Origin of the sequence: Brevundimonas sp., assembly GCF_032107865.1 — a bacterium.
Taxonomy (GTDB): domain Bacteria; phylum Pseudomonadota; class Alphaproteobacteria; order Caulobacterales; family Caulobacteraceae; genus Brevundimonas.
The window spans coordinates 1,275-2,778 of sequence record NZ_DAMCNG010000294.1 but is presented as its reverse complement, the minus strand read 5'-3'; the positions used below and the strand labels follow the sequence as shown (position 1 = coordinate 2,778).

Genomic DNA, 1,504 nt, shown 5'->3' with positions numbered 1-1,504 from the left:
GCCGCCCAGACCGACTGGGCCATGGGCGCCTGGAGCCGGGCGATGAACGACGGCTGGTCCTTCTACGGCGCGGCGCTGAAGGCGCAGGGACGCACCCTGGCCCCCGTCCACGCCACGGCCACGGCCAATGCGCGACGCCTGAAACGCTGACCTCGCGCGGGCGTGATGGAACGCCCCGCGCCCGCGCCGGATTGCCTTTGCATCCATGTGAAGGAGACGGCGATGGCCGAGAAAGACCCCAAAACCCCTTATCCCGGCATGATGGGCGATGGCACCGAGGAGCAGAACCTCAACCAGCCGGGCGACCCGTCCAAGCGGATCACCGAGGAAGAGGTCGACGAAGCCTTCACCAAGGATCCCAAGCTGGTGCCGAAGGAATAGGCGGGACGTCGACAGTCGAGTCCTAATTTTTTGCCGGGATCCTCGGGTCAAGCCCGAGGATGACGGCGGCGTTGAAGGAACGATCAGGCGCGACGACTCCGCCCTCACGCCGTCCGGATGACCCCATCCCTGGCCTCGACCGGCCAGGGCGTCAGCTTGCCGCCCGCGCAGGGTCCGGCGACGCAGGCCCCCGACAGGGGTTCGAACGCTGCCCCGTGCCAGCCGCACAGGATCAGCGACCCGTCCGGCGTCAGATAGCGGTCCAGCTCCATCGCGATGGGAAAGCCCGCGTGCGGGCAGCGATCCACCCAACCCGCGACCTGGCCGTCCTTCTTCACCACAAAGCCGTGGAAGAAGGCTTCGCCGATCTGCAGCACGAAGCCGCGCGAACCGGGATCATTGATGTCCGCCTCCAGACACAGGGCCACGTTCGGCGGCGTCTTCCAGACCCGCTTGCGCTCCTGCGTCTCGGCCGCCGGACCCTCTTGCGCCACTATTCGCGCTCGGGCTTCAGCGGGCGGCTCATCAGGCTCTCGATCGCCTGATCCACCGTCAGCTCGCCCGCCAGCACCGCCGCCGTCGCCTCGCAGATCGGCGTGTCGACGCCCAGCTTGCGCGTCAGTTCGCGCACGGCCGGCGCGCTCTCATAGCCCTCGGCCACCGAGCGCTTGCCCTCCAGCGCCTGTTCGACGCTGAGGCCCTGACCCAGGGCCAGGCCCAGGCTCATGTTGCGCGACTGCGGGCTGGAGCAGGTCAGCACCAGATCGCCGACGCCGCACAGTCCCGCCACCGTCTCGGCCTTGCCGCCCAGGGCCGTGGCCACTCGGACGATCTCGGCGTAGCCGCGGGTGATGACGGCGGCGTGGGCGCTGCGGCCCAGTTCACGGCCTTCGACGATGCCGCAGGCGATGGCCAGCACGTTCTTCAGCGCCCCGCCCGTCTCGGCCCCGATCAGGTCGTCGGCGTAATACGGACGGAACACCGGCCCCGACAGGGCGCCCGCCAAAGCTTCGGCCATCTCCACATCAGCGCAGGCCAGCGTCACGGCGCTGGGCAGGCCGCGCGCCACCTCGGCGGCGAAGCTCGGCCCCGACAGTACGGCCGCCGTCGCCGAGGGAATCGT

The 1,504-nt window shown here is 69.7% G+C and carries 3 protein-coding genes; 1 reads left to right on the top strand and 2 read right to left on the bottom strand.

Features of this window, described 5'->3' with window-relative positions; translation table 11 throughout:
- Positions 1 to 222 precede the first annotated feature (222 nt).
- The gene (locus RT567_RS15765; RefSeq protein WP_200168678.1) at positions 223 to 381 is read left to right on the top strand and encodes a hypothetical protein; all 159 of its coding nucleotides are present in this window, start codon (positions 223 to 225) and stop codon (positions 379 to 381) included.
- Between the two features lie 104 nt (positions 382 to 485).
- On the opposite strand, the gene RT567_RS15760 is transcribed toward RT567_RS15765, so the two are convergent.
- Together RT567_RS15760 and RT567_RS15755 are read right to left on the bottom strand one after the other, a co-directional pair.
- Positions 486 to 875 (bottom strand): Rieske (2Fe-2S) protein, encoded by a 390-nt coding sequence (locus RT567_RS15760; RefSeq protein WP_003166594.1) that lies wholly within the window; start codon positions 873 to 875, stop codon positions 486 to 488.
- Positions 875 to 1,504: NAD(P)H-dependent glycerol-3-phosphate dehydrogenase (locus RT567_RS15755; RefSeq protein ID WP_313577169.1), on the bottom strand; the 630-nt coding region annotated here is incomplete at its 5' end. The genes RT567_RS15755 and RT567_RS15760, both read right to left, overlap by 1 nt.

Excerpts from the sequence above, each read along its gene's own strand:
- RT567_RS15765 (WP_200168678.1), top strand. The coding sequence starts at position 223 with ATGGCCGAGAAAGACCCCAAAACCCCTTATCCCGGCATGATGGGCGAT.